Here is a 21,958-nt window from a genome sequence, read left to right as displayed (position 1 = left end):
GAGGCTGCGTGCTGAACACGCGTGTCCGGCGGGCCTGCTGCTGATTCAGCGGGACAGGCGCCCGCGTCGCACGAGCGTGGTCGGTACGACGGTCCGGCGGGCCGGGGCGTCGGGCTCCTCGAGCCGGTCGAGGACGCAGCGGGCCGCCTCCTGCCCGAGTCGTGCGGCGTCGTAGGTGACGACGCTGATGCCGAGGGCGTCGGCGAGCTCGAAGTCGTCGAAGCCGACCAGGACGGGGTCGGGGCGGGGCCCGAGCGCGCGCACGACGGCGGTGCTGGCCCGGTTGTTCGCGGCCAGGACGGCGGTGGGCGGGTCCGGCCGGTCGACGAGCTCGCGGACGACGTCGACGAGCCCGGCGTCGCCGTGGTCCCCGAGCCGTTCCCAGGCAGAGGGCGTCTCGAGCCCTGCCGCGGCGAGTCCGGCGCGGTAGCCCTCGAGCCGGTCGCGCAGGGTGACGAGCTCGGCCGGAGTGCCGAGGAAGGCGATGTCCCGGTGCCCGGCGGCAGTGAGGGCCGCGACGGCGCTGCGGGCTCCGCCCACGTTGTCGAGGACCACCGTGTCGACCTCGAGACCGCGGGCCGGACGGTCGAGCGCGACGACAGGGGTGCCGAGCCGTTGCTCGTGCGCGAGATGGGAGCTGTCCCCGGCGATGGGGACGACGACGAGGCCGCGGACGCGTTCGGCCAGCAGGGCGTCGACGGCGGTGCGTTCGGCCGCCGGGTCGTCCTCGGTGGCGGCCAGGACGAGGGTGAGCCCGCGGGCGGTGAGCTCGCGCTCCATGCCGGCCGCGACGGCGGCGTAGAACGGGTTGCCCAGGTCGCCGACGACGAATCCGACGGTGCGGGACACCCCGCCGCCGCGCAGGCCGGCGGCGAGCCGGTTGGGCCGGAACCGCAGCCGGGCGGCGGCCTCGAGGACGGCGTCGCGGGTGGCGGGGGCGACGTTGGGCTCGCCGGACACGACGCGGGACACCGTCTTGGCGCTGACCCCGGCCAGGCGTGCGACGTCGGCCAGCGTGGCGCGGGTGCCGCGGCGGTCGGAGGGGGAGTCGGTCGAGGTCATGGAGGGCAGGTTAACGGTCGGGGCGGCCGGTGCCGCTGCAGGTGGCACCGGCCGCCGGGCGGGATCAGATCAGGGTGAGCCGATCGACGGCGAACGTGCCGGCGTCGAGATACACGAGGATGTCGTGCACCTCGTCGAGAGCCTCCCGGGCACACCCCAGGTCCTCGATGTCGATGGCGACGGTGGCCGTCCTACCGGGTTCGATCCATTCGAAGGGTGACTGGCACCAGGTCCAGTCGGAACCTGTCCGCACCGCGAGGGCGACGGACGTGCCGTCCGGTCCGGTCCGGACGTCGATCTCCAGCGCGGTGCGGTCCGTCAGGTCGAGGGGTGGGTCGAGCTGCGGGGAGCCGAACCAGGCGCCGTTCGAGACGATCTCTAGCGAGCGCTCGCCGTGGCTCGACCACGTCTCGGAACCGGCCACGGTTCCGGGGGCGGACTGCCAGTCGGCGGGGACCCAGCCCGCGGTGCCCGTCTCCCAGGACTCGACGACCTCGGCGGCTCCAGGCGGTGGCTTGACGACGACGGTCAGGTCGGCCGAGGTGGTGCGTCGCAGCCGGTCCTGGACCGCGTAGGGAATCGTGACGGTGCCGGTGAAGTCGTCCGCGGCGGTGACCTCGACGGTCCAGTCCGCCGTGATGCGTGCCGTCACCCCGTCGATCGTGACGTGGTCCCGAGCCCCCTCGGCGTCGGACAGCGTCAGCGTCCGGGCCCGGACGGAGGTGAGGAGGGCGACGTCGTTCGCCAGGACGTCGACGGTGGTCGAGCGCCCCGACTCGAGGACGACCTCGTCGTGGTCGGCGATCGGGTGCGGGACGGACCACCGGTCCGGTCGCGGTACCAGCCGGGCGTGGGTCGAGACCAGCTCGCACACGGGCGAGGGACAGTAGACCGTGAACCCGTCGTAGTCGGCGTAGAGCGTCCCGTCGTCCTGCTCGGCCGACAGGATCCAGTACAGCGCGCCGTCGACGCCCCAGCGCCGGACGTCCTGCAACCACTCGTGGTAGACCGGCATGCGGGTGGCCTCGTCGGTGATCCCGAACTCGCCGAGGTAGACAGGTTTGCCGATCCGCAGGGACGCCTTGGCGTGCTCCGCGATCCAGCCCGAACCCCACTCCGGTGTCGTCTTCCAGTGGTCCGGGTACAGGTGCATCGACATCATGTCGATGTCGTCCAGCGAGGCCAGGGCGACGGTGTCGACGCCCTCGGCGCAGTCCTCCCCGAAGTCCGGGCCGTACCCGGAGGCTCCGTAGCGGTCGTCCATGACGCGCCGCGCCTCGTCACGGCAGAAGAACCCCTCGTCGCCGGCGGTGAGCAGGTGGTTGTCGTCGACGGACTTGACGTGGGCGCTCATCTCGGCGGCCCAGGTGGTGATGGTCCGGGTGTCGCAGTCCCCGTCGGGGTAGGCGCCGGCGCTGGTGCACCGTGGCTCGTTGGCGAGCTCCCAGGCCATGATCGTGGGGTCGTCCTTGTACGCGACCCCGGTCACCGTGTTGACCCGGTTCAGCAGGGTGCTGATCCACTCCTTGAACCAGGTGCGGATGCGGGGGTCGGTGTAGAAGTCGGCGTGCTCGTCGGCGCCGGCCCACCGGACGTACTGGTCCATGCCGCCGAACGCGTTCCAGTTGTTGGTGAAGGGGATGACGAGCCGCAGTCCCCGCTCGGACGCCGCGGCGACGACGTGGTCGAGGCGCTCGAGCCCGTCTGCCCCGGTGTTGACGACGGGTCGGCCGGCCTCCTCGTCCCAGGCCTGGTACCAGACGCCTTCGAAGTTCTGATGGACGGATCCGGAACCGTCGGGGTTCTGGTAGTCCTGGAACCCCCAGGTCCGGACGACGTCGAACCCGGCCTCGGCGGCGTCGTCGAGGACCGCCTCGGCCATCTGCGCGGACTTGTAGCCCAGGTAGTAGTTGTTGGTCCCGGCGAACTCGTAGGGTTCGCCGTCCAGGACCAGGCGGTGTCCTTGCGTCTGCACGAAGCCGGTGTCGCGCGTCGGGCCGGTGTCGTGCGTCGGGCCGGCCTCGGCCGGTACTGCTGCGGCCAGGACCAGTGCTGCGGCGGCCACGGCTGCTGAGCCGACCGGCGCGCGTCGTCGTCGACCAGGGTGCATCGTCGTCCTCCCTGTGGTGGTGGTGGCCGCGGCGGTGCGGCCGGCTGCCAGTGGACTACATTAAGCGTTTAATGTCAACGCTGTCAGATAGGGTGACCACCCTGAGATCGACCTGCTGGAGCGAGGATGACCGTGACTGCCTGGACCACGAGCCCCGAACACCGCGCCTGGTTGCGCACCGAACGCCTCCGACTGCTCGACTTCGGTCGGCACGCCGCGCTGCCCGGCGGCGGCGCCGGCTGGCTCGACGTCGAGGGCCGGCCCGACCTCGACCGCGGGATCGAGACCTGGATCACCGCCCGGACCGTGCACACCTACTCCCTCGGCGCCCTGCTCGGCGTCCCGGGCGCCCGGGACGTCGCTCGCGGTGCGCTCGCCGGGCTCTTCGGCCCGCAGGCGCCGCTGCGCGACCGGGAGCACGGCGGGTGGTTCGCCAGGGTCGCCCGGGACGGGACGGTCCAGGACGGCGACAAGCAGTGCTACCAGCACGCCTTCGTGGTGCTGGCCGCCTCGACGGCCGTCGCCGCCGGCCTCGACGGCGCCACCGAGCTCTTCGACGAGGCGACCACGACGTTCCTCGAGCGTTTCTGGGACGACGCGGCCGGGATGTGCGTCGACGCGTACGACCGGACGTTCGCGGAACTCGACCCCTACCGCGGTGTCAACGGCAACATGCACGCCGTCGAGGCGATGCTGGCGGCCGGCGACCTCACCGGCGACGTCGCCTGGCGCGACCGGGCGCTGCGGGTCGCCCGCCGCGTGGTGACGGAGGCCCGGGCCCACGACTGGCGCATCCCGGAGCACTACGACGCGACCTGGACCGCCGACCTCGACCTCAACCGCCAGCGCCCCGACGACCCGTTCAAGCCGTACGGCGCGACCGTGGGGCACGGCTTCGAGTGGTCCCGCCTGCTCGTGCACCTGGAGGCGAGCACCGGAGCGGAGGACCTGCTGACGGCTGCACGAGCCCTCTTCGCCCGCGCCGCGGCCGACGGCTGGGCGGTCGACGGCCGCGAGGGGTTCGTCTACACCACCGACTGGACGGGTGCCCCCGTGGTCCGCGACCGGATGCACTGGGTGCCCGCCGAGGCGACCGCCGCCGCGGCGGTGCTGCACGCCCGGACCGGCGACGAGGACTACGCCCGCTCCTACGCCACCTGGTGGGACCACGTCGCGACCGCCTTCGTCGACACCGAGCGAGGGTCGTGGCACCACCAGCTGGACGCCACCAACACGCCGACCGACACGGTGTGGCCCGGCAAGCCGGACCTCTACCACGCGGTCCAGGCCACGCTGCTCCCCGTCGCCCCGCTGTCGCCGGGGCTGGCCGTGGCGGTGCGCGACGGTCTCGTCCCGACGAGGACCGACGCATGAGCGCCGCGCTCCCCGCCGTCGGGGTCACCGTCGTCGGCGAGGCACTCGTCGACATCGTCCGCCGGGTCGACGGAAGCACGCAGGAGCTGCCCGGGGGCAGCCCGGCGAACGTCGCGCTCACCCTCGGCCGGCTCGGTCGCGGGCCCCGGTTGCTCACCCGTCTCGGCGACGACGAACGGGGCCGCCGGGTGCGTGCCTGGCTGGAGGAGTCCGACGTCGAGGTGCTGTCCTGCCCGGCGACCCGCACCTCGACGGCGCTGGCACGGCTCGACGCCGACGGCTCCGCCGAGTACGAGTTCGACCTCGACTGGGACCTGCGCGGCGCCGAGGTGCCCGCCGCCGCGGTGCTGCACGTCGGCTCGATCGCCGCCGTGCTCGAACCCGGCGGGACGACGGTGCTGGAGGCCGTGCGCTCGGCGTCCGGACTGGTCACCTACGACCCGAACGTGCGTCCCACCATCACGCCCGACCCCGACGTCGTCCGGCCGCGCGTCGAGGAGATCGTCGCGTCGGTCGGCGTCGTCAAGGTCAGCGACGAGGACCTCGCCTGGCTCGCACCCGGCACCGCACCGGAGGAGATGGCGTCGCGCTGGTCGCGTTCCGGCCCCGCCCTGGTCGTCATGACGGCCGGCGGCGACGGGTCGGTCGTGCTGCGCGACGGCGTGCCGGTCGCCCGCGTCCCCGTGCCCTCCGTGACGGTGGTCGACACCGTCGGCGCGGGTGACACCTACATGGGCGGACTGATCGACGGCCTGCTCGCGCTCGGCCTGGACACCGCCGAGCGGATCGGGGCCGCGACGGACTCCGACCTCGGCGCCGTCTGCGGGCACGCCGCACGTGCGGCCGCGGTGACCGTCTCCCGGCCCGGCGCCGACCCGCCGCGCCGGGGCGAGCTCGGCCTGCCGCGCACCTGAGCCGGGCACGCGGCACGAGCGCCCGCGGCGTGCCGGCGCGACCCCGGCCGTGACCGGCGGCCGCGGGGGCGTGCGACGGCTACGCTCGGACGGTCACGAGGCGGAGCGGACCAGGAGGTCGGGTGCAGCGGATCACCATCGCGGACATCGCGCGGGAGGCCGGGGTGTCGACCGGAGCGGTCTCGTACGCGCTCAACGGCCGACCGGGCGTGTCGCGGGCGACCCGGGACCGGATCCTCGCGATCGCCGAGGAGCTGGGGTGGGAACCCAGCCCGGCGGCCCGGTCGTTGACGGGGGCCAGCACCCAGACGATCGGCCTCGTCCTCGCACGCCACCCGAGCACGCTCGGTGTGGAGTCCTTCTACATGCAGTTCATCGCGGGGATCGAGTCCGAGCTGGCTCCGCGGTCCTTCGCCCTGCTCCTGCAGGTGGTGCCCGACATCGAGGCCGAGCTGCGGACGTACCGACGGTGGCGTGCCGCACGGCGGGTCGACGGGGTCGTCGTCGTCGACCCGCGGCACGACGACCCACGGGTCGCGCTCCTCGGCGAGCCCGACGCCCTGCCCGCCGTCGTCGTCGGGGACCCCGCCCTGGCCGGCGGGCTGACCAACGTGTGGACCGACGACGCCGCGGCCGTGCGGGAGTCGGTGCGCTACCTGTACTCCGCCGGGCACCGGCGGATCGCCCGGGTGAGCGGTCTTCCCGAGCTCGGGCACACCTTCATCCGTGACGTCGCCTTCGCCGAGGAGATGACGCGCGTCGGCCTCGAGGGCGAGATCGCCGGGACCGACTACACCACGGGATCAGGAGCCTCCGCGACGCGGAGGCTCCTGACGTCGCACGAGCCGCCTTCCGCGATCGTCTTCGACAACGACGTGATGGCGCTCGCGGCCATGGGTGTGGCCGCCGAGCTGGGCCTGCGGGTCCCCGACGACCTGTCGATCATCGCCTGGGACGACTCACCGCTCTGCCAGGCGACGTTCCCCGCCCTCTCCGCGCTCAGCCACGACGTGACCGGGTTCGGTGCCCACGTGGCGCGGCGGTTGTTCGAGCGCATCGCGGGTGAGCGGGGCGGCAGCCATCTCGACTCGACCCCCACGCTGCGTCCGCGAGGCACCACGAGGGCCCGGCTCGTCTGACGCCTCGCCGTCGCGGGCGTCCCGAGACCTGATCGTGACCATGACAGCGTTGACACCCGGCACTTAAGCGATTAATTTCAGGGAGTGCCCCCTCAAGGTGGGGCCGTCGTCGAGCGGTATCGAAGCTCGGCGACGACCGGGACACCGGCGAACTGAAGCGCTTGATCGGTCGACGACGACAGGAGATGCACGATGGCGCGCAAGCACATGACCGCGATCGCGGCCGCAGGAGCCCTGGCTCTGGCCCTGACCGCCTGCGGCAGCGAGGACGACGCCGGCGACGGGGCCACGGACCCGACCGGCAGCGGCGAGGTGAGCGGGGACATCACCGTCCTGACCAACCGCACCGACCTCGTCGACACCACGTTCCAGGAGTACAAGGAGAGCTTCGAGGCGGAACACCCCGAGGTGAACGTCGAGTTCGAGGCCGTCACCGACTACGAGGGCGACGTCTCGATCCGCCTGAACACCCAGGACTACGGTGACGTCCTGCTCATCCCGAACACCGTGAGCAAGGACCAGCTGCCGAACTTCTTCCTGCCTCTCGGCACCACGGACGAGGTCGCCGAGACGTACCGGTTCGTCGAGGAGCAGGCCTACGACGGGCAGGCCTACGGGGTGGCCATCACCGGCAACGCCCAGGGCTACGTGGTCAACAAGGCGGTGTGGGAGAGCGCCGGCGTGACCGAACCACCCACGACCCCCGAGGAGTTCCTCGCCGGTCTGCAGGCGATCGCGGACACCACCGAGGCGACGCCGTACTACACCAACTACGCCGACGGCTGGCCGCTGAGCCAGTGGCAGGGCAACCGGGGCGTGATCGCGGGACCCGAGACGGAGCAGGAGCTCGCCGCCACCGACGCGCCCTGGTCGGAGGGGGAGGAGCAGTACGCGCTCGACTCGCTCCTGTACGACGTCGTCGACGCCGGGCTCAGCGAGCCGGACCCGACCACCACCAACTGGGAGGAGTCGAAGAACCTGCTCGGCTCGGGGCAGGTCGCCACGATGGTGCTCGGATCCTGGGCCGTCACCCAGATGCAGGACGCCGCCGAGGCCAACGGCGGGTCGGCCGACGACATCGCCTACTGGCCGATGCCCTTCCAGGTGGACGGCACGTTCCGCTCCACGATCGGCGGGGACTACAAGAACGCCGTGAGCAAGCACACCGAGAACCCCGAGGCGGCACGCGCCTGGGTCGACTGGTTCGCGCAGGAGTCCGGCTACGCGCAGTCCGAGGGCGGCCTGCCGCCCACGGTCGGCGGCGACCTCCCGGACACGTTGTCGGAGTTCGAGCCGCTCGGCGTCGAGCTCGTCGAGATCGCGCCGGCACCGGCCGGGGAGGAGAGCCTGCTCTCCGACATCTACGACACCGCGGAGATCGACCTCTGGGGCAACGTCTACCGGCAGAAGCTCGTCGACGTCGCCCGCGGTGCCGCCGACGGTGACAAGCAGTCGTACTTCGACGAGCTCAACCAGCGCTGGTCCGACGCTCGCGCCGAGGTGACGGGCTGAGCCCACACGCTGTCCGGCGGCCCCCGCTGCGGCGGGGGCCGCCGTCCCCATCGAAAGGACCACAGATGTCCGTGACGACCGGACTCGACTCCCGGGCAAGGAACGTCGCAGCGCGCAGGACGTCGGCGCCTCGCGGACCCGGGCCACGACCGCGCAGGGGTGCGGCCGTGCCGTGGCTGTTCCTGCTCGCACCGATCCTGCTGCTGGTGCTCTTCACCTACGTGCCGGTCGCCAACATGGTCTGGTACGGGTTCACCGACTGGGACGGCCTCGACCCCGTCAAGGAGCCGGTCGGCCTGGCGAACTACGTCGAGATCTTCACGCGCCCCGAGATCTTCCAGGTCTTCCTCGTCTCGCTGTACTACGTCGTCGGAGCGTTCGTCCAGCTGATCGTGGCGCTCTACTTCGCGACGGTACTGAGCTTCAGCACGAGGTTCCGGAACTTCTTCAAGGGCGTGCTGTTCTTCCCCTACCTGCTCAACGGGGTGGCCATCGGCCTGGTGTTCCTCTACTTCTTCCGGCCGGGCGGCACCCTCGACGCCCTCCTGGCGCTCGTCGGGGTGGGGGAGCCGCCGCTCTGGCTCGGCGACCCCGACATCGTCAACGTCTCCCTGGCCGCCACGTCCGTCTGGCGCTACATGGGACTCAACTTCGTCCTGTTCCTCGGGGCCATCCAGTCCATCCCGTCCGAGCTCTACGAGGCCGCCGAGCTCGACGGTGCCGGCGGATGGGACAAGTTCCGCTCGATCGTGCTCCCCGGCATCCGCCAGATCGTCGGTCTGTCCTTCATCCTGGCCGTCTCGGGTGCGCTGAGCGTCTTCGAGATCCCCTACATCATGACCGGCGGGGCCAACGGGTCGGAGACCTTCGTGATCAAAACGGTCACGACCGCCTTCACCTTCTCCAAGGTCGGCCTGGCCTCCGCGATGGCGGTCGTCCTCCTGGCCATCGTCCTGATCTTCACCTGGCTGCAACGCCGCATCTTCCCCGACGACAAGGTGGACCTGACATGAGTGCCGCCCAGACCTCCTCCACCGCGGACACCCGGCGTCCCGGGGGACGCCTCGAGGCCGGCACCCTCGCCCTGCGCCGCGGGATCCGCGGCCTCGCGCCCGTGCTCGGGCCGTTAGGGACCACCGCCAAGTACGTCAGCCTGCTGGCTGCGGTCGTCGTCGCGCTCCTCCCGCTCGTCACCGTGCTCATGGCAGCCTTCAAGACACCGGCGGAGTTCGCCTCGACGTCGCCCCTCGACCCGCCGTCGAACTGGCTGAACGTCGACAACTTCGTCACGGCCTTCGTGCGCGGCGGCATGCTGCAGGGCTTCGTCAACACCACGATCATCCTGCTGCTGGCCGTCACCGGCACGGTCGTCATCGGCACGATGACGGCCTACGCCCTGGACCGCTTCGAGTTCCGCGGCCGCAGGCTGGTCCTCGGCGGCTTCCTGCTCGCCACCCTGGTCCCCGCGGTCACGACCCAGGTCGCGACGTTCCAGGTGATCAACTGGCTCGGGCTGTTCAACACCCGGTGGTCCGCCGTCGTGCTCTTCATGGGCACCGACATCGTGGCGATCTACATCTTCCTGCAGTTCATGCGCTCGATCTCGCGCTCGCTCGACGAGGCGGCCATGCTGGACGGTGCGAACCGTTTCACGATCTACGCCCGGATCATCTTCCCGCTGCTCAAGCCGGCGATCGCCACCGTGGTCATCATCAAGGGTCTCGCCATCTACAACGAGTTCTACATCCCCTTCCTCTACATGCCCTCCCAGGACCTCGGTGTGATCTCGACGTCGCTGTTCCGGTTCAAGGGGCCGTTCGGAGCCCAGTGGGAAGTGATCTCTGCCGGGGCGATGATCGTGATCATCCCGACCCTGGTCGCCTTCCTGTTCCTCCAGCGCTACATCTACAACGGCATGACGTCAGGAGCCACCAAGTGACGAGCACGACCCCCACCAGCACCGACGAGCGTCGACCGGCGGTCCACGGCGCACGGCGCGTGCAGCACGACCTCTCCACCGGGTGGACCGTGCGGCACGTCGGCGGTCCCGTCCCCGCGAGCACCGCCGCACCGCTGCACGAGGTACCCGCCACGGTGCCGGGCAGCATCCACACCGACCTGCTGGCCGCCGACCTGATCGTGGACCCCTACCTCGACGACCACGAGCGGCAGCTGCAGTGGATCGGCCGCTGCGACTGGGAGTACGCCACCACCTTCACCGTGGACCGCACCAGCAACGAGCGGCACGAGCTCGCGTTCGACGGTCTCGACACGGTCGCGACCGTCGCGCTCAACGGCACCGAGGTCGCCCGGACCGCCAACCAGCACCGCCGCCACCGGTTCGACGTGACCGACCTGCTGCGCGACGGCGAGAACGAGCTCACCGTGCGGTTCTCCGCCCCGGTGCCGTTCGCGGACGCGCAGAGCATGGCGCTCGGGCAGCGTCCGCAGGTGAACCACCACCCCTTCAACGCGATGCGCAAGATGGCCTGCAACTTCGGGTGGGACTGGGGGATCGACGCCGCCACCGTCGGGATCTGGCGCCCCGTCCGGCTCGAGTCGTGGACCGCGGCTCGCCTGGGTGTCGTCACCGCCGTGGGCACGGCCGACCTCGCCCCCGACGGCAGCGCCACCGGTCGCCTCGAGGTCCGCGCCGCGGTCGAGCGGGCCGCCGGCGCCCCCGCCGAGGACGTGGAGGTGACCGTGACGCTCGACGGCGGGCGCAGCGCGACCGTCACCGTCCCGGCCGACGCGAGCTCCGCCGTCGTGCACCTGGACGTCCCGGACGTGGCGCTGTGGTGGCCCCGCGGGTACGGGGAGCAGCCCCTGCACGACGTCGAGGTCACGCTCGGCGACACCACCGGGACACGGGACGCGTGGCGCACCCGCACCGGGTTCCGGTCCGTGCGTCTGGACACGACGCCGGACGACGACGGCACACCCTTCACGATCCTCGTCAACGACCGTCCGATCTGGGTCAAGGGCGCCAACTGGATCCCGGACGACGTGTTCGCCCACCGCGTCGACCGCGCCCGCTACGCACGCCGGCTCGACCAGGCCGAGCAGGCGAACATGAACCTGCTGCGCGTCTGGGGCGGCGGCATCTACGAGGACGACGCCTTCTACGAACTGTGCGACGAGCGCGGCCTCCTCGTGTGGCAGGACTTCGCGTTCGCGTGCGCCGCCTACAGCGAGGCCGAGCCGCTGCGCTCCGAGGTGGAGGCCGAGGCCCGCGACAACGTCGCCCGCCTCGCCCCCCACCCGTCCCTGGTGCTGTGGAACGGGTCCAACGAGAACATCTGGGGCGTGCAGGCCTGGGGCTGGGAGCCGCTGCTGGCGGACAAGAGCTGGGGTCTGGGGTACTACACCGACCTGCTGCCGACCGTCGTCGCCGAGATCGACGGGACACGGCCGTACACGCCGTCGTCGCCGTGGTCGGGCGTGCTGCCGATCGACCCGACCCGGGACCAGAACGAGACCGACCACGGCTCCATGCACTCGTGGGAGGTGTGGAACCGGCTCGACTGGACGCACTACCGCGACGACGTGCCCCGGTTCATGGCCGAGTTCGGATGGCAGGCACCGCCCACGTGGGCCACCCTCACCCGGGCCGTCTCCGACGACCCCCTCACGCCCGAGTCGCCCGGCATGCAGGTGCACCAGAAGGCCATGGAGGGCAACAAGAAGCTCTCCGTGGGGCTGGTGCGGCACGTCGCCGTCCCGGACGACATGGACGACTGGCACTGGGCCATGTCGTGGAACCAGGCCACGGCGGTGCGCACCGCCGTCGAGCACCTGCGGTCCTGGGCGCCGCGCTGCACCGGATCGGTGGTCTGGCAGCTCAACGACTGCTGGCCCGTGACGTCCTGGGCCGCCGTCGACGGTGACGAGCGCCCCAAGCCGCTGCTGCACGCGCTCGGCCACGCGCACGCCGACCGCCTCGTGACCATCCAGCCGCGGCCCGCAGGACTCGCGGTCGTGGTCGTCGACGACACCGACACGCCCTGGGTCGGAGACGTCGTCGTGCGGCGCCTCACCTACGACGGCACGGAGCTGGCCACCGGGACCGTCGCGGTCGACGTGGGTCCCCGCGGTGCCGCGACCGCCGTGCTGCCCGCCGAGGTGGCCACTGCCACGGACCCGGGCGGCGAGCTGGTCGTCGCCGAGCTCGACGGGGTCCGGGGGCTGTGGTTCTTCGCCGAACCCCGCGACTCCGCGCTGCCCGCACCCGCCGTCCGCACCGCCGTCGTCCCCGCCGACGGCGGCTGGCGCGTCCGCGTGCAGGCCGACACGCTCGTGCGGGACCTCACCCTGCTCGCGGACAAGGCGCACCCCGACGCGCGCGTCGACGACCAGATGGTCACCCTGCTGCCCGGGGAGTCCGTCGAGCTCACGGTGCGGGTCCCCGACGGTGTCACCGTCGACCCGGAGGCGCTCGCGGCCCCGCACGTGCTGCGCAGCCTCAACCAGCTCGTCGGCGGTGGACGATGACGGCCGGGTCCCCGCACGACGCCCTCGTCGTGCCCCTGCCGGGCGGTCCCGTGCTTGGCATGACCTGGGGCTGGACCGGCGTCCGTGGCACCTGGGCCACGTCCCGTGCCGAGGCCTCGATGGACGCGATGGTCCGCGAGCTCGGCACCACCTGGACGGCCGTGACCTACGCGGCCGAGCAGGCCACGGCGCAGTCCACGACGATCCCGTTCCGGGACGCGCCCGCCCTCACCGACGACGAGGTGCGCTGGGCCGTGCGCGCAGCCCACGCCCGCGGGCAGCGCGTCTGCCTCAAGCCGGTGGTCAACGTCGCGGACGGCACCTGGCGAGCCCACATCGGGTTCCTGGACCCTGAGGTGCCGAACGAGCCCACCTGGGCCGAGTGGTTCGCCGCGTACACGCAGTTCGTCGTCCACCACGCGCGCCTCGCTGCGGAGGAAGGTGCGGAGATGTTCTGCGTCGGCTGCGAGATGGTGCGCGCCGACGCCCACGCCGACCGGTGGCGTGCCATCGTCGCCGCCGTCCGCGAGGTGTACGACGGGCTGATCACCTACAACTGCGACAAGTACCAGGAGGACCGTCTGACCTGGTGGGACGCCGTGGACGTCATCAGTGCGTCCGGGTACTACCCGCTGGGTGGGTGGGAGTCCCAGCTCGACCGGATCGAGGCCGTCGTCGCACGTGAGCGCAAGCCGTTCTTCTTCATGGAGACCGGGTGTCCCAGCCGCCGCGGCTCCGCGGCGCTGCCCAACGACTGGACTCTCTCCGGACCGCCCGACGGCGGCGAGCAGGCACGTTGGTACGTCGACATGCTCACCGCGACGTCGGCGCGGCCCTGGGTGCAGGGCTGGGTCCTGTGGGACTGGCCGGCAGCGTTGTACCCACCTGAGGAGGCGGCGACGAACGGCGACTACTGCCCGTCCGGCAAACCCGCCGCCGAGGTGATCCGGGCGACCTACGAGCGTGTCGCCGACCTGTCGGCGGCCCGTGACGGCTCGCCGCGCTGATCAGCCCAGCACGCGGTCGACGGCGGCCAGGGGGATCGGCAGCCACTGCGGGCGGTGGTGGTTCTCGTACACCACCTCGTAGAGCGCCTTGTCCAGCACCAGGGCGTCCAGCACCAGGGCGGCGGTGTCCGCGTCGAGGCCCGACGGCGGAGCCACCGTCGCGCCGTAGGCCTCGCGGAACGCCGCGGCCGCCTCGGCCTGCCACCCGGCCGGGTCGGACGCACCGCCGACCGCGGCGGCGTAGTCGAAGGACCGCAGCATCCCGGCGACGTCACGCAACGTCAGGTCGGGCGCCGTGCGCTCGGAGACCGGCCGCTGCGGCTCGCCCTCGAAGTCGAGGACCTTCCAGTCGGAGTCGCCGTGCAGGGTCTGCCCCAGGTGCAGGTCGCCGTGGACGTGCTGGGTGGTCACGGGGCCCGGCAGGCCGGTCAGCCGGCGCTCCAGCTCGTCGAGCAGGGCGACGATCTCGGCCGCCCGCCCGGCCAGCTCCGGGGCCTCGGAGACGGCACGGTCGGCGCGGCGTCGCAGCCCGCCGACGAACTCGCCGGCGTCCAACGACGGGCCCGGCGGCAGCACCCGGCCCAGGCGTCCGTGCAGCTCCCCGACCAGCCGGCCCAGCGCCGCCGCCTGCTCGGCGAACGACTCGTCCCGGCTCGCCAGGTCGCAGGCCAGCTCGAACCCGTCGACGGCGTGCCCGACCAGCTCGGACAGGATCGCCAGGTGCAGCGGGACGCCGTCACCGGGGTCCACCTCGAGCGCGCCGAGGAAGCGCGGCACCCCGTCCCAGCCGTCCGCCGTCAGGGCCTCCGGCACCACCACGTCCGGGTGCGGGCCGTCCGCGATCGTGCGCAGGATCTTCAGCATGCCCCCGGTGCCCGCGGGCGACGGCACGGCGGGCAGGATCACCGACGTGTTGGACTGCTCGCCCGCCAGGGCCCGGCCCCGCTCGGTCAGCACGTCCGGCTCGCCCTCGACGCCCATCGCGTGCAGCAGCGTCACCCACCCCGTCGGGTGCGCGCCGCCGTCGTGCACCGCGACCTCCCCGGCCGGAGTCGTCACCGTCCCGATGTGGCCGAGGCCGATGTGCTCCACGTCCGAGAGCACCAGCGGGACCTGGGCGATCACCTCGCCGCCGGGGAGCGCCTCACCGACGAGCCGGACGAGGAGCAGCACGAGGTGCGGTTCGTGCGGGACGCCCGCCCCGTCGTCGGACACCGGAGCCGCACCCGGAGCGCCGTCGCCGGACCCGTCGTCGAACGTGACGGCGAGCCACGGCTCCACCTCGACGTCGCCCGTGCCGGGGTACCACCGCCGGGTGGGCAACCAGGCGGCGAGCAGCTCGCCCACGCTCGGGTCGGGGACCGCGGGCTGCACGGCGACGTCGATCATGGCTCGTCTCCTCAGGTCTCGACGGCGGACGTCCCGGTCGGGGACTCGGCGGGCGGGGTGGCCAGCAGCCAGTAGAAGTCGCGCGACCCCCACGACAGCTGCACGGTGCCGTCGTCGCCGACGCGCGGGAACCGCCCGCCGCCGAACACGTCGGTCAGGTCCCACCCCTCCAGTCCCGGTGCGGAGATCGTGGCCGACCGGGCGGTGGTGGACAGGTTGGCGGCCACCAGCAAGGTCTCGTCGTCGGTGCGGGTGAAGGCGAGGATCGCCTCGTCGTCGACCTCGCACGCCGTGAACGCTCCCGTGCCGAACGTGGGGTGCAGGCGGCGCACCGCCAGCATCCCGTGCACCCAGTGCAGCAGGGAGGTCGGTTGGGCGAGCTGCGCCTCGACGTTGGCGTGGTGGTAGTGGTGCACCAGCGACTGGTTCAGCGGCAGGTACAGCTTGCCGGGGTCCGCGGTGGAGAAGCCGGCGTTGCGGTCCGGGGTCCACTGCATCGGCGTGCGCACCGCGTCACGGTCCGGCAGCCAGATGTTGTCGCCCATGCCGATCTCGTCGCCGTAGTACAGGCACGGGCTGCCCGGCAGCGACAGCAGCAGCGCGTGCGCCAGCTCGATCTCCTTGCGGGAGTTGTCCAGCAGCGGGGCGAGCCGACGGCGGATGCCCACGTTGGCGCGCATCCGCGGGTCGTGCGCGTACCACCCGTACATGGCCGCGCGCTCCTCGGTGGAGACCATCTCCAGCGTGAGCTCGTCGTGGTTGCGCAGGAACGTGCTCCACTGCCCCCCGGACGCTGGGATGTCCGGGGTGTCGGCCAGGATGTCCAGGAGCTGGTTGGCCCGCTGGTCCCGCAGCGCGTAGTAGATGCGCGGCATCACCGGGAAGTGGAAGCACATGTGGCACTCGGGCTCGGACTCCGAGCCGAAGTAGTCCACGACGTCGTGCGGCCACTGGTTCGCCTCCGCCAGCATGATGCGGCCGGGGAACTCCTCGTCGATCATGGCGCGCACCGTCCGCAGGAAGTCGTGGGTGCGCGGGAGGTTCTCGCAGTTGGTGCCCTCCTCCTCGAACAGGTAGGGCACGGCGTCGAGCCGGAACCCGTCCACGCCGGTGCGCAGCCAGAAGCGGACCACCTCCAGCATTGCCTCGGCGACCTTCGGGTTCTCGAAGTTCAGGTCGGGCTGGTGGCTGAAGAACCGGTGCCAGAAGTACTGCCGGCGCACCGGGTCGAACGTCCAGTTCGAGGTCTCGGTGTCGACGAAGATGATGCGGGCGTCCGGATAGCCCTCGTCGTCGTCCGCCCAGACGTAGAAGTCGCCGTACGGCCCCTCGGGGTCGGAGCGGGACGCCTGGAACCACGGGTGCTGGTCGCTGGTGTGGTTCATGACCAGGTCGATGATGATGCGGATGCCGCGGGCGTGCGCGGCCTCGATGAGCTGGCCGAAGTCCTGCAGCGTGCCGTACTGGGCCGAGATCGCCGTGTAGTCGGACACGTCGTAGCCGCCGTCGCGCAGCGGCGAGGGGTAGAACGGCGGCAGCCACAGGCAGTCGACGCCCAGCCACTGCAGGTAGTCGAGCCGGTCGATCACCCCGCGCAGGTCGCCGGTGCCGGCGCCCTCGGAATCCGTGAAGGCCCGCACGAGCACCTCGTAGAACACCGCCTTGCGGTACCAGTCCGGGTCCTCGGTGAGTCCCGGCTTGGGCAGCGGCGGCGGCTCGGGCTGGCGCCGCGGGGGGAGTGCCTGGACGGGGATCTGGCGGGTGATGGGACGCGGGACCTCGACACCGCCGGCGCTGATGGAGGCGTTCATGCCGGCGTCACCCGCAGCACGTGGGCGACCTGCTGGTGGGGTTCGAGCCGGACGTACGGATGCCTGCCCCACGGATAGGTGGCGCCGGACAGCTCGTCGTGGACCGTGAAGAACGGTTGGTCCTCCACCCCGTCGGGCGGGGTCAGTCCGAGGGCTTCGAGGTCGAGCAGCACGGTGGACTCCTGGGCCTGGTGGGGGTCGAGGTTGACGATCACGAGCACGACGTCGTCCGCCGTCGCCCCGGGGCGCCCGGCGGCGGGCAGGTGCTCGGCCCGGACGCGGCGCGAGAAGGCGACGACCTGGCCGTTGGTGGTCGGGTGGACGGTGAGGTTGCGCAGCTGCTGCAGCGCGGGATGGTTGCGGCGGATCTCGTTGAGTCGGCCCAGCAGCATCGACAGACCGAGGTCGTCCGCACGCGCCCAGTCACGGGGCCGGTACTCGTACTTCTCGTTGTCGATCTGCTCCTCGACGCCGGGTCGCGGCACGTTCTCCACGAGCTCGTAGCCGGAGTAGATGCCCCAGGTCGGGCTGCCCGTCGCCGCCAGCACGGCCCGGACCGCGAACCCGGCCGCACCGCCGTCCTGCAGGTAGGGCGGCAGGATGTCGTGGGTGGTCGGCCAGAACGCCGGCCGCATCACCGCGCCCTGCTCCCCGGAGACCTCGGTGAGGTACTCCTCGATCTCCTCCTTGGTGTTCCGCCAGGTGAAGTACGTGTACGACTGGTGGAACCCGATCCGCGCCAGCGTCTGCATCATCGCCGGCTTGGTGAACGCCTCGGACAAGAAGATCACCTCGGGGTCCGTGGCGCGGACCTCCGCGAGCAGCCACTCCCAGAAGTCGAGCGGCTTGGTGTGCGGGTTGTCGACCCGGAACAGCGTCACGCCGCGCTCGATCCACACCCGCACGATCCGCAGGATCTCCTCCGACAGCCCGCGCGGGTCCCGGTCGAAGTTCAGCGGGTAGATGTCCTGGTACTTCTTGGGCGGGTTCTCGGCGTAGGCGATGGAACCGTCGGCGCGCACCGTGAACCACTCGGGGTGCTCGGTGACCCACGGGTGGTCGGGGGAGCACTGCAGGGCCAGGTCCAGGGCCACCTCCAGGCCGTGCTCGCGGGCCTCGGCGACGAACGCCTTGAAACCCCGTTCGGTGCCGAGGTCCGGGTGGATGGCGTCGTGGCCGCCGTCGGCCGAGCCGATGGCGTAGGGGCTCCCCGGGTCTCCCGGTTCGGCGTCGAGCGTGTTGTTGCGGCCCTTGCGGAACGTCGTGCCGATGGGGTGGATCGGGGTGAGGTAGACGACGTCGAAGCCCATCGCGGCGATGGCCGGCAGCCGCCGGGCTGCCGACACGAAGGTGCCGGACCGCCACGTGCCGTCCCGCGTCTGCGTCGCGCCCTCGGAGCGGGGGAACATCTCGTACCAGGACCCGGCCAGGGCCAGCCGGCGCTCCACCCGCAACGGGTACGTGGCGCTCGGCGTCATGAGTCGCCGCAGCGGGATGCGGCGCAGGGCGTCGTGGACGGACTGCTGGGTCGCCATCGCCAGGCGCGCCTCGGCGGGCCGGGAGGTGTCGGCGAGCTCGCGGGCGACGTCCTCGAGGAGCTGGGCGTCCTGGGGGGTGCGCCGGCGCTGCAGCTTGCGGGAGACGATCTCCTCGAACAGCAGCGCGCCCTCGGTGAGCATCAGGTCCACGTCCTGGCCCGCCGCCACCTTGATCGAGGCGTCGTGGGCCCAGGTGGCGTACGGGTCGGACCAGGCCTCCACCCGGAAGGTCCAGTCCCCGACGGCGTCGGGCTGGAGGAACCCGCGGAACCGGTCCAGGCCGGGGGCGACGTCGACCATGGGTGACCACGAGTGCACCCGTCGGTCCGGTCCGAACAGTACGGCGGTGGCGTTCACGGCGTCGTGCCCCTCGCGGAACACGGTGGCCTCGACCGGCACGACCTCGCCGGGGGTGGCCTTGGCGGGCCAGCGACCGCCCTCGACCACGGGAGACACCTCCAGCACGGGGATGCGGCCGATCGGACAGGGTGGTGCGGGCTGCGGGGACGTCACGCCCCCCACGCTAGCCAGGCCGGGCGGGGTCTGCGCGTCAACATGCCCGGATCGCCCGACCCGATCTCTCGCCGACCCTTCCGCCTGGCCCGATCTCCCCGGCCGCCGAGGTCGTACCCTCCGTCTCGGGGTCGTACCCGGCGTGTACGACCCTGCGACGGAAGGTACGACCTCAGCGTCGACGAACCGACCGGGCCTCCGCCGCCACCAGGGCACGGTGGCAGCGCGCGATCAGCCGTGCCGGGTCCGTCAGGTCCGCCCAGACCACGCGCAGGAGGACCCATCCCGCCTCGACCAGGGCGTCGTGACGGCGCTTCTCGGCGAGGAGCCGCCCGGCCGGGTCCCCGTAGGCACCGCCGGAGTACTTCACGGCGCCGTCGAACTCGATCCCGACGCGCAGGCCCGGCCACCCGAGGTCCACCCAGGAGTCACCGACCGGCGTGCTGACCCCGACGGCGAGGTCCGGGACGTCGAACCCGTGCTCGTCGAGGTGCCACCGGACCAAGGACTCGCCGGGCGACTCGGCACGGGGGTCGGCCAGCGCCACGATCCGTCGCGCGCGACGGACACCCGCCCGCCCTCGGGCGTCGCCGAGGACGCGGTCCACGACCACGGGGTCGGCGCCGGCACGCAGGGCCGAGTCCGCGATCACCAGGGCGCGGTCTCCCGGCAGCCATCGCGCGCAGTCGACCAGGGTCCGTTCCAGGGTCGTGACGGGCCGACCGCCGACGAGCATCCGGTCGCCCGCCGGGACGTCCACCGGATGGCGGTGCAGCTGGCGGCCGCTGCTCCGGCTCGGTGGCTTCCACGACTGGGAGACGTGCACCTGCTCGCCGAGCCGGTAGTGGCTCAGGCCGTGCAGCAGCGCCGCGGTCTCGTGCGAGAACACGAAGTCGGTCCGCAGCGTCGACGCCACGGCGGCGGCGAGCTGGAGGACCTGCCGTTCACGGCGGAGCGCGATGCCGCCCTCGTCGGGGACGGGCACGGAGTACCGGCCGCGTCGACGTCGGACGAGCTCGCCGCGTCGTCGCCGGCGCTCGATAGCTGTCCGGCGGTCGTCGCGATTCCGGACGGTCGTCGGGAGATCGCGGGGACGGACACGGGCGGTGTCGCCGGGGCGTCGGCGCGGGAGCGACGGGCCGGACGTCGGAGAGGCGTCGTCGGTGGACATGCGTGGCACCGTGCCACGGCCGAGCAGCGCGTTGTCGCCGTGGGAGCAGCGGCTGTGGACGGCCCGCCGGCGGACGTCGCCTGTGGATGACGTCGGGTGTCGCCGCCAGGTCGTACCTTCTGTCGCGCGGTCGTACACGCCGGGTACGACCGCGCGACAGAAGGTACGACCTCGCGGTCATCCGGGGGTCAGGCGTCGGCGGCCAGGGCCCGCCCGGTGACCCGGCCTGTGTGGAGGCAGCCGCCGAGGAACGTGCCCTCCAGGGCCCGGTGACCGTGCACCCCGCCGCCGCCGAACCCCGCGGCCTCCCCGACGGCCCACAGACCGTCCAGCACGGTGCCGTCGTCGCGCAGCACCCGCCCGGACGGGTCGCACCACAGCCCGCCGAGCGTCTTGCGGGTCAGGACCGAGAGCCGCACGGCGAGCAGCGGGCCGTCCTTCGGCGTCGTCAGCGGGCGCGGCGGCGAGACCCGGATCATCTTGTCCACGCGGAAGTCGCGGGCGGCCCGGGTCGCGACCACCTGGGGGTCCTTGCCGAGCCCGGAGGCCACCTGGGCGTCGCGGGCGTGCACGACGGCGGCCAGCCCGGCCGGGTCGATCGTCCCGCGCGAGCCGGGGGTGGCGGCCGTGAGCGCGTTCATCCTCCCGGCCAGCTCCTCGGGGGTGTCGGCCCACAGGAACTCCGGGGAGTCGGCGGCGAACCGGGCGACGGGGCCGACGGCGCCGGGCAGCACCCGCTGGGCGAGCAGCCGCACGTCCTTGCCGGTCAGGTCCGGGTTCTGCTCCGACCCGGACAGCGCGAACTCCGCCTCCATGACGGCCCGGTTGAGCACGAACCAGGAGTGGTCGTCCCCGCGGCCGGTCACGTGCTGCAGCGCCCCGAGGGCGTCGAACCCGGGGAACAGGGGAGCGGGCAGCCGGCCGCCGTCGGCGTCCAGCCAGAGCGAGGAGGGTCCCGGCAGGATGCGGATGCCGTGGTTCGTCCAGACGGGGGAGTGGTTGGCGATGCCCTCGGGGTAGTGCCACATGCGGTCCTCGTGGACCAGCGCGGCCCCGGCGTCGGCGGCGTGGCCGAGCAGGAGCCCGTCGGTGGAGTCGGGCACCCCGGACAGCATGCGGGCGGGCAGCTCGCCGTGCGTGCGGTCCCAGCGCTCGCGGGCCAGGTCGTGGTTCGCCCCGATGCCGCCGGAGGCGACGACCACGGCACCGGCGCTCAGCTCCTCGGTGCCCACGACCTCGCGGGACGACGGCGCACCGCGCACCGCGCCGTCGTCGGCCAGGATCTCGGCGCGCACGCCCGTGACCCGGCCGTCCGTCGTCACCAGCCCGGTGGCCCGACGCCGGAAGCGCAGGTCGAGCAGCCCGGCCGAGCGGGCCTCCAGCGCGGCGGCGACGAACGGTGCGACGATCGCCGGTCCGGTGCCCCAGGTGACGTGGAACCGCGGCACCGTGTTGCCGTGCGCCGTGCCGTGCCCGGGGCCGAACGCGTAGCCGCCGCGCTCGGCCCACTGCACCAGCGGGAACCAGCGCACCCCCTTGGCGTGCAGCCAGGAGCGCAGGTCGCCCGAGGCGGCCTCGACGTAGTGCTTGGCCCAGGCGTACCCGTGCCGGTCAGCGCCCTCGCCGTGCTCGGCGCCGGGCGCGAACCGTGCCGAGCCCAGCCAGTCCGACCAGGCGAGCTCGGCCGAGTCGTGCACGCCGAGGCGCCGCTGCTCGGGCGAGTCCACCAGGAACAGGCCGCCGAAGGACCACCACGCCTGCCCGCCCAGGGAAGCCTCGGGCTCCTGGTCGAGCAGGATCACCCGCCGTCCCGCCGCCGTGAGCTCGGTCGCGGTGACCAGGCCGGACAGGCCGGCCCCGATGACGATGACGTCCGCGTCTGCCATGCGGGCAGTCTGGCAGAGCCGTCGGCCCCGCGCCCAGGGCG

The 21,958-nt window shown here is 72.5% G+C and carries 15 protein-coding genes; 8 read left to right on the top strand and 7 right to left on the bottom strand.

The window, feature by feature from the left end:
- Positions 1-45: 45 nt before the first annotated feature.
- Positions 46-1,062: a LacI family DNA-binding transcriptional regulator gene (locus HDG68_RS00340; RefSeq protein ID WP_172148218.1), complete on the bottom strand. Its 1,017-nt coding sequence runs from the start codon at positions 1,060-1,062 to the stop codon at positions 46-48.
- A gap of 64 nt (positions 1,063-1,126) precedes the next feature.
- Positions 1,127-3,127 (bottom strand): cellulase family glycosylhydrolase, encoded by a 2,001-nt coding sequence (locus HDG68_RS00335; RefSeq protein WP_172148216.1) that lies wholly within the window; start codon positions 3,125-3,127, stop codon positions 1,127-1,129.
- A gap of 171 nt (positions 3,128-3,298) precedes the next feature.
- Between HDG68_RS00335 and HDG68_RS00330 the strand changes: the two genes are divergently transcribed.
- The 8 genes from HDG68_RS00330 (at position 3,299) to HDG68_RS00295 (ending at position 13,609) form a co-directional block, all read left to right on the top strand.
- Complete coding sequence (locus HDG68_RS00330; protein ID WP_172148215.1) at positions 3,299-4,546, top strand: AGE family epimerase/isomerase; 1,248 nt, start codon at positions 3,299-3,301, stop codon at positions 4,544-4,546.
- On the top strand, positions 4,543-5,460 hold the full coding sequence (locus HDG68_RS00325) for a carbohydrate kinase family protein (RefSeq protein ID WP_172148214.1): 918 nt from the start codon (positions 4,543-4,545) through the stop codon (positions 5,458-5,460). Before HDG68_RS00330 ends, HDG68_RS00325 begins: the two co-directional genes overlap by 4 nt.
- 122 nt (positions 5,461-5,582) lie before the next feature.
- The gene (locus tag HDG68_RS00320; protein WP_172148213.1) at positions 5,583-6,599 is read left to right on the top strand and encodes a substrate-binding domain-containing protein; all 1,017 of its coding nucleotides are present in this window, start codon (positions 5,583-5,585) and stop codon (positions 6,597-6,599) included.
- Between the two features lie 192 nt (positions 6,600-6,791).
- Entirely contained in the window at positions 6,792-8,111 is a 1,320-nt protein-coding gene (locus tag HDG68_RS00315; protein WP_172148212.1) for an ABC transporter substrate-binding protein, read from the top strand.
- Positions 8,112-8,278: 167 nt separating this feature from the next.
- Positions 8,279-9,124 (top strand): carbohydrate ABC transporter permease, encoded by an 846-nt coding sequence (locus tag HDG68_RS00310; RefSeq protein WP_343037338.1) that lies wholly within the window; start codon positions 8,279-8,281, stop codon positions 9,122-9,124.
- A complete protein-coding gene (locus HDG68_RS00305) occupies positions 9,121-10,050 on the top strand; it encodes a carbohydrate ABC transporter permease (RefSeq protein ID WP_172148210.1) in 930 nt (309 codons plus the stop codon). Before HDG68_RS00310 ends, HDG68_RS00305 begins: the two co-directional genes overlap by 4 nt.
- Complete coding sequence (locus HDG68_RS00300; RefSeq protein ID WP_343037337.1) at positions 10,047-12,602, top strand: glycoside hydrolase family 2 protein; 2,556 nt, start codon at positions 10,047-10,049, stop codon at positions 12,600-12,602. Before HDG68_RS00305 ends, HDG68_RS00300 begins: the two co-directional genes overlap by 4 nt.
- Positions 12,599-13,609, top strand: coding sequence for a glycoside hydrolase family 113 (locus HDG68_RS00295; protein WP_246253407.1), 1,011 nt, complete (start codon positions 12,599-12,601; stop codon positions 13,607-13,609). Before HDG68_RS00300 ends, HDG68_RS00295 begins: the two co-directional genes overlap by 4 nt.
- Here the strand turns inward: HDG68_RS00295 and HDG68_RS00290 are convergent, their stop codons facing one another.
- From HDG68_RS00290 to HDG68_RS00270, 5 genes are all read right to left on the bottom strand, one after another.
- A complete protein-coding gene (locus tag HDG68_RS00290) occupies positions 13,610-14,998 on the bottom strand; it encodes a phosphotransferase (RefSeq protein ID WP_172148209.1) in 1,389 nt (462 codons plus the stop codon).
- An 11-nt stretch (positions 14,999-15,009) separates the two neighbouring features.
- On the bottom strand, positions 15,010-16,809 hold the full coding sequence (gene treS / locus HDG68_RS00285) for a maltose alpha-D-glucosyltransferase (RefSeq protein ID WP_172148208.1): 1,800 nt from the start codon (positions 16,807-16,809) through the stop codon (positions 15,010-15,012).
- Entirely contained in the window at positions 16,806-18,869 is a 2,064-nt protein-coding gene (locus tag HDG68_RS00280) for a maltotransferase domain-containing protein (RefSeq protein ID WP_172148207.1), read from the bottom strand. The genes treS and HDG68_RS00280 overlap by 4 nt, the downstream gene beginning before the upstream one ends.
- Before the next feature lie 163 nt (positions 18,870-19,032).
- Positions 19,033-20,031: a hypothetical protein gene (locus HDG68_RS00275; RefSeq protein WP_172148205.1), complete on the bottom strand. Its 999-nt coding sequence runs from the start codon at positions 20,029-20,031 to the stop codon at positions 19,033-19,035.
- Positions 20,032-20,219: 188 nt separating this feature from the next.
- Positions 20,220-21,917 carry an FAD-binding dehydrogenase gene (locus tag HDG68_RS00270; RefSeq protein WP_172148203.1) on the bottom strand — a complete coding sequence of 566 codons (1,698 nt, stop codon included), beginning with the start codon at positions 21,915-21,917 and terminating at the stop codon, positions 20,220-20,222.
- Positions 21,918-21,958: the final 41 nt, after the last annotated feature.

Origin of the sequence: Isoptericola chiayiensis (assembly GCF_013149805.1) — a bacterium.
Taxonomy (GTDB): domain Bacteria; phylum Actinomycetota; class Actinomycetes; order Actinomycetales; family Cellulomonadaceae; genus Isoptericola; species Isoptericola chiayiensis.
The sequence above is the reverse complement of the archived record's forward strand: the minus strand, read 5'-3'. Positions and strand labels throughout refer to the sequence as shown.

Excerpts from the sequence above, each read along its gene's own strand:
- HDG68_RS00340 (WP_172148218.1), bottom strand. The coding sequence starts at position 1,062 with ATGACCTCGACCGACTCCCCCTCCGACCGCCGCGGCACCCGCGCCACG.
- HDG68_RS00330 (WP_172148215.1), top strand. The coding sequence starts at position 3,299 with ATGACCGTGACTGCCTGGACCACGAGCCCCGAACACCGCGCCTGGTTG.
- HDG68_RS00325 (WP_172148214.1), top strand. The coding sequence starts at position 4,543 with ATGAGCGCCGCGCTCCCCGCCGTCGGGGTCACCGTCGTCGGCGAGGCA.
- HDG68_RS00315 (WP_172148212.1), top strand. The coding sequence starts at position 6,792 with ATGGCGCGCAAGCACATGACCGCGATCGCGGCCGCAGGAGCCCTGGCT.
- HDG68_RS00305 (WP_172148210.1), top strand. The coding sequence starts at position 9,121 with ATGAGTGCCGCCCAGACCTCCTCCACCGCGGACACCCGGCGTCCCGGG.
- HDG68_RS00295 (WP_246253407.1), top strand. The coding sequence starts at position 12,599 with ATGACGGCCGGGTCCCCGCACGACGCCCTCGTCGTGCCCCTGCCGGGC.
- HDG68_RS00290 (WP_172148209.1), bottom strand. The coding sequence starts at position 14,998 with ATGATCGACGTCGCCGTGCAGCCCGCGGTCCCCGACCCGAGCGTGGGC.
- treS (WP_172148208.1), bottom strand. The coding sequence starts at position 16,809 with ATGAACGCCTCCATCAGCGCCGGCGGTGTCGAGGTCCCGCGTCCCATC.
- HDG68_RS00275 (WP_172148205.1), bottom strand. The coding sequence starts at position 20,031 with ATGTCCACCGACGACGCCTCTCCGACGTCCGGCCCGTCGCTCCCGCGC.
- HDG68_RS00270 (WP_172148203.1), bottom strand. The coding sequence starts at position 21,917 with ATGGCAGACGCGGACGTCATCGTCATCGGGGCCGGCCTGTCCGGCCTG.